Origin of the sequence: Flavobacterium sp. (assembly GCF_044338735.1) — a bacterium.
Classification (GTDB): domain Bacteria; phylum Bacteroidota; class Bacteroidia; order Flavobacteriales; family Flavobacteriaceae; genus Flavobacterium.
The window spans coordinates 1-6,333 of record NZ_JBIIWV010000122.1 but is presented as its reverse complement, the minus strand read 5'-3'; the positions used below and the strand labels follow the sequence as shown (position 1 = coordinate 6,333).

Sequence of the window (6,333 nt, the reverse complement as noted above, 5' to 3'; positions counted from 1 at the left end):
TTTAAATCCGGTTGTTCCTGGAGCTTTTACGGGTAATTTAGTTCCGGGTAAGCAGCATATTAATGACATTAAAGTACGTAATAATGGTGGAGTACCTGAAATTTATGTAGCTGCAGGAGATTCTTTTTATGGAGCTGCAAATGCTGCAACTTACTTAGGTGGGCCAGGTTATGGATTATTTAAATCGGTTAATGGTGGATCTTCATGGACAGAAGTAGCATTGCCATTAACAGCAAACGGAAATAGACATTGTCCAAATGATATTGCAATTGCTGCCGATAATAAAATATGGGTTTCTACAACAAATAGTGTAGTATATGGAGACGGTGGTGGAAAAATTTTCTCATCTACAGATGGAACTAGTTTTACTTTAGCATATACGGTTGCAAGTGGCGATAGAACTCAAATTGCCGTTTCAAGTACCACCGCAAACAAAGTATACGTTTTAGCAGAATTATCAACAACCGAAGCAGTTGGGTTATATAAAACTACAAATGGGTTTACTACAACAGCAACATTAGTTCTTCCTGCAGATGCAGATCCTGGTGTTGGAGCAGATTTTACAAGAGGACAAGCTTTTTATGATTTAATGCTAGAAGTAGATCCTAATAACGATCAAACAGTATATACTGGTGGTATTGATTTGTTCAAATCAATTGATGGTGGAGCTTCATGGGGTCAATTTAGTCATTGGTATGGTAGTTTTGGCTTTCAAGAAGTTCATGCCGATCAACACGGAATGGCTTTTGCTCCTGGTTCATCAACAAGAATGATTTTTGGAAATGATGGAGGTGTTTATTATTCAAATAATGGAGGTTCTTTAACCGAAGCAAGAAATAATGGTTTAAATGTAACACAGTTTTACAGTGTTGGAGTAGCACCTACCACTCCTGTTAGTGGTTTAACTGGAGAATATTTTGCAGCTGGAGCACAAGACAATGGTACTCAGTATTTTGAAAACGCATCATCAGGGATTAATTCCAGTGATGAAACTCAAGGTGGAGATGGCGCTTATACTATGTTTGACCAAGGTGCTGATAATTATTATATTTCAAATTACGTCTATAATAATAACATAAATTACACCACAATTACTGGAGATCGTAGAAACATTAACAATGAAAGTCTAAACAATGGAGCATTTATAGCACCCATGGCACTAGATTCTAATTTAGATATTCTGTATTCTGACTATTCAAATTCTACGCCAGCATATCAAATTAGAAGATATAAGAATATAAAAACTGGGACTATTCAAAAAAAATTACTCAGTAATGCATTATTAACATCGTCTCCAACTGCTATTTCTGTGTCAAAATATACAACAGCAACATCTAAATTGTTAGTTGGCACCAGATTAGGTAAATTATTAAGTGTGATAGTTGAAAATCCTTCAACAAATACAACTCCTGCATCTACTTGGGCTGATATAACTGGGCCAAGTTTTGTAGGAAGTATTTCAGATGTTGAATATGGTGCAAATGAAAATGAAATTTTTGTTACTATGCACAATTATAATGTTGTTAGTATTTGGTATTCTTCAAATGGCGGTACAACATGGGTTTCAAAAGAGGGTGATTTACCTGACCTACCAGTAAAATGTATATTAAGAAATCCATTAAATGCTGATGAAGTAATTGTTGGAACCGAACTTGGAGTGTGGTATACTAATAATTTTAATGATTCATCACCAACTTGGAATCAGTCTTATAATGGTATGAGCAATGTGAAAGTTGTGGATTTAGATGTAAGAAATGATAATAAAGTATTTGCCGCTACTTATGGTAGAGGTATTTTTTCAGGGCAATTCACAGCAACTTCTTTATCTACAGATAACAATGTCTTAAATAAAGGAATAAAAGTATATCCAAATCCTTCAAACGGAATTGTAAATATTGCTATTGATAATTATGCTGGAAACATTACTGTTGAAGTATATGATATTAATGGAAGAAAAGTATTTTCAAATGCAGGAGATTATATGAAAGTAAATACCGTCAATCTTCAAGGATTCCAAAAAGGGATTTATATCTTGAATGTTAAAGGAGAGGCGCTTTCTTATTCAGAAAAAATAATTCTTCAATAATTCATATTGTTTTAATAAAAAAGCCGCTAATTATTTAGCGGCTTTTTTTATTAAAAATTATATTCAATTCCTACTCCTAATATTTGTTTCAATTGAACGCGAGGACCTTTAGTAACTTGAACACCTGCAATTTCTTCTTTGAATTTGATATCATCATCATAAATTAAATGAGTACCAATATTTGCTTTTACATATTGATTCACGACCATGGCTAATTGTAATTGCCAATCTAAATCAATGTTTCCAAATTTATTAATATAATCAGAATAAAGACTGATGCGGTGTTCTAAATTAATATTTGTCCAAATTTCTTTTTTCCATTGATTGGTAATTAAAATACCTATTTCAGTTCTTGTGTTATTTCCTTCTCTAATTAAATTTCCATTAGTGTCATAAATCGCTTTGGTCACTCCAAATGCCCCTTGATTCGCTAATCGTTGATCAAACACAAGGGTTGTTTTATTGGTTAAAGGAGATAAATACAAGTTTAAGTTCAAATCTTTACGTGAATATTCGGCACCAATTCCCAAGAAAACATACGCTGGTGCAAATGCTCTAGAAATGGCTAAGTCGGTATTTGGATAAGCATAGCCATTTGCAAATTGGGTATTAAAATTAAATTTTCCAGCATAAAACCAGTTTGAAATCGTGTCTTTTCGATACCCAAAAGTTGAATTCAGTTGCAATTGATCGTCTGTTTTTCTGGCTTCTTGAGCTTCTTGTTTATTAATACCATAGCGCGTAATAAGTTCATTTTTCCAATGTAAATTACCATCAACGTATGCTCTAATAAAATGACCTCTTAAAAGACCAGAAATCGAATTGTTTCCACCAGCATTCCAGTTTACAAAAGAAATTTGAGAAACATCTAAACCTATCTTGTTTATTTTACTCCATTTTGAAGTACTATCTTTAACTTCGGTTTTAGTTACCTGGGCAACATTGTTTTGTAGGGTAAAAAACAATAAAAAAGTAAGGCAAATCTTTTTAATCATCTGAAAAAGTGTTAAATAAATGAATTAAACTTTGAACGTCAATTTTGCAAAAATGTTGTTGATCAAAAACCGTTCCATGTTCAATAAAAATATCCGGAATACCTAAATTTAATATTGAAATAGTATAATTTTTTGAAGCAATAATTGAATTTATTTGTGCTCCAAATCCGCCTTTAATTACGCCGTCCTCAATAGTTATCAGCACTTCATGTGATTCTATAATGTCATTGATAGCGACTTCGTCTAAAGGTTTAATAAATGGAAAATGATAATGAGAAAAAAGCGCTTCATTTTCTATTGAAGCTAATGCTTTCGTTACATTTGTTCCAATAGTACCTGTAGATAAAATGGCAATTTTTGTTCCTTTTCTAAGTTTTTTTGCGATTCCAATTTCGATTTTTTCAAAAGGTTGTTGCCAATTTACAATTTCACCTCTACCTCTTGGATAACGAATCGCAATGGGTTGATTAATTCCTTCAGAAGCAGTGAACATAATATTGCGTAATTCTATTTCATCTTTTGGTGCTGCAATAATCAGATTTGGAATGCAGTTCAAATAAGCTATATCAAAAACGCCATGATGCGTTGCGCCATCTTCACCCACCAAACCAGCTCGGTCTAAACAAAAAATAACAGGTAAATTTTGCAACGCTACATCATGAATTACTTGGTCATACGCACGTTGTAAAAAAGTAGAGTAAATATTGCAAAAAACAACCATGCCTTGTGTAACCATTCCTGCAGCTAATGTAACAGCGTGTTGCTCAGCAATTCCAACGTCAAAAGCACGTTTTGGATATGCATCCATCATATATTTCATCGAACTTCCTGTTGGCATAGCCGGAGTAATTCCAATGATTTTTTCATTTCCTTTGGCTAATTCTACTAATGTATGTCCGAAAACATCTTGATATTTAGGTGGTAAATGCGATTCGTCTTTTGGATGAATTTTACCTGTTTCGGCATCAAATTTTCCCGGTGCGTGATATTTTACCTGATCTTCTTCGGCCAATTGTAATCCTTTCCCTTTGGTGGTGATTACATGTAAAAATTTTGGACCTTTTACCAATTTTAAACGTTCTAATTCTGAAATCAATTTTGGTAAATCATGTCCATCTATCGGACCCGAATAATCAAAATTCAAGGATTTGATGATGTTATTTTGTTTTGGATTTTTACCTTCTTTTACCGCGGTTAAATAGTTCTTTAAAGCACCAATACTTGGATCAATTCCAATAGCGTTATCATTCAAAATCACCAACAAATTAGCATCAGTAACTCCAGCATGATTTAAGCCTTCAAAAGCCATTCCGCTTGCAATGGAAGCATCGCCAATTACTGCAATATGTTGTTTGTTAATTTCACCTTTTAATTGAGAAGCTAATGCCATACCTAAAGCCGCCGAAATCGAAGTTGAAGAATGCCCAACGCCAAAAGTATCATAAACACTTTCACTTCGCTTTGGAAATCCCGAAATACCATTTAATACTCTATTGGTATGAAAAATTGCACGTCTTTCGGTTAAAATTTTATGCCCGTAGGCTTGATGGCCCACATCCCAAACTAATAAATCTTCGGGTGTATTGAAAACATAATGCAACGCAATGGTTAACTCTACAACGCCCAAACTGGCCCCTAAATGCCCTTCTTTCTTAGAAACGATATCAATGATAAAGTCTCTCAATTCTTTGGCTAATTGAGGTAGTTGATTTTCAGGTAGTTTCCTTAAATCGGTAGGGTTGTAAATTTTTGAAAGCATATTTTCCATATCTGTACAAAAGTAAGAATTGGTTATTGTATTTTTGTATTTATGAACGATATTTTTACTGACGAATTTTTTATGAAGAAAGCCTATCAAGAAGCTGAAATTGCTTTTGAAAAAGGCGAAATTCCTGTAGGGGCAGTTATTGTGATTGATAATAAAGTTATTGCTCGCACGCATAATTTAACAGAATTACTTCACGATGTTACGGCTCATGCCGAAATGCAAGCCATAACTAGTGCTGCGAATTTCATTGGCGGAAAATATTTAAAAGATTGTACTTTATATGTAACGTTAGAGCCTTGCCAAATGTGTGCTGGAGCGTTGTATTGGTCTCAAATTTCAAAAATTGTTTTTGGTGCGTCCGATGAAAATAGGGGTTATCAAAAAATGGGAACACAATTGCACCCGAAAACACAAGTCGTTTCGGGCGTTTTAGAAAAAGAATGTAGCGATTTAATGAAGGCTTTTTTTAAAAATAAACGATAATTGTTTTTATAAAAACTTGGTATACCTTTTGATAATAGAAACTAAAACAAATTAAATCCCTTATTTATGGAAAACAAATTAAAATCAACCTTAGTTATTGGTATTTCAGTAATTATTTCGGCAGTGGTCTTAGGAACTGCGTTTAAAAATCGTAATGAAAATTTAGACACGATTTCGGTCATCGGTTTAGGAACAAAAGATTTTGTTTCCGACGAAATTTTATGGTCGGGAAGTTTTACAACCAAAAGTTTTGATATCAAAGAAGCCTACAATAAAATGATTTCTGATCAAAAAATTGTGTCGAATTTCTTTTTAAGCAAAGGATTCAAAAGAGAAGAATTTACCTTTGGAGCCGTTCAATTTAATAAGCGATTTAGAGAAATAAGAACAGAAAGTTCAGATGGTGCTTATCAAACGAAATACGAGCAAGTTTTTGATGGTTATGAAGCCACACAGACCATTTCTTTTTCGGCTAAAAAAAACCCGGAATTAATGAAAAGAATTGAAGAAGTGTCTAGTAAAACATCTGAATTAATCAATTCGGGTATTGAATTATCTTCAAATTCTATACAATATACCTATTCTGATTTGCCAAGTTTAAAGCATAGCTTGATTCAAAAAGCGTCAAAAGATGCTAGTGAACGCGCACAAAAAATTGTGAATACAGCAGATGGCGATTTAGGAAAGTTAAAATCGGCAAGCATGGGTGTGTTTCAAATTACCGGTCAAGGTTCTACAGAAGAAGACAGCTACGGAGGAAACAATGATACTTATAGTAAAAACAAAACCGCACGAATTACAGTGCGACTGGAATATGAATTGGAATAATAATCTAATTTTAAAAAACAAAAAAACCGCTAATCTTTCGACTAGCGGTTTTTTTTACAGGATACATCCCGGTTTATTTTACTATAATTTCAGTTCCTTCTTTATCAAGGAAGTGATATTCTAGATACGTGTAAGCGTCACGAGGTATAATTTTCACCCATTTCTTATGTTCA

5 protein-coding genes are annotated in these 6,333 nt (G+C 33.5%); 3 read left to right on the top strand and 2 right to left on the bottom strand.

All coding sequences use genetic code 11. The annotated features are described in order from the left end of the window. Positions 1 to 2,086, top strand: a 2,086-nt coding sequence (locus tag ACIQZC_RS08195; RefSeq protein ID WP_396138747.1) for a T9SS type A sorting domain-containing protein, incomplete at its 5' end; no start/stop codon positions are given. Positions 2,087 to 2,136: 50 nt separating this feature from the next. Here the strand turns inward: ACIQZC_RS08195 and ACIQZC_RS08190 are convergent. Continuing rightward, a complete protein-coding gene (locus ACIQZC_RS08190; RefSeq protein ID WP_396138746.1) occupies positions 2,137 to 3,081 on the bottom strand; it encodes a DUF3078 domain-containing protein in 945 nt (314 codons plus the stop codon). Continuing rightward, positions 3,074 to 4,849, bottom strand: coding sequence for a 1-deoxy-D-xylulose-5-phosphate synthase (locus tag ACIQZC_RS08185; protein WP_396138745.1), 1,776 nt, complete (start codon positions 4,847 to 4,849; stop codon positions 3,074 to 3,076). Before ACIQZC_RS08185 ends, ACIQZC_RS08190 begins: the two co-directional genes overlap by 8 nt. 42 nt (positions 4,850 to 4,891) lie before the next feature. Between ACIQZC_RS08185 and ACIQZC_RS08180 the strand changes: the two genes are divergently transcribed. After that, positions 4,892 to 5,332, top strand: coding sequence for a nucleoside deaminase (locus tag ACIQZC_RS08180; protein ID WP_396138744.1), 441 nt, complete (start codon positions 4,892 to 4,894; stop codon positions 5,330 to 5,332). Between the two features lie 66 nt (positions 5,333 to 5,398). Further along, on the top strand, positions 5,399 to 6,160 hold the full coding sequence (locus ACIQZC_RS08175) for an SIMPL domain-containing protein (RefSeq protein ID WP_396138743.1): 762 nt from the start codon (positions 5,399 to 5,401) through the stop codon (positions 6,158 to 6,160). Positions 6,161 to 6,333 lie beyond the last annotated feature (173 nt).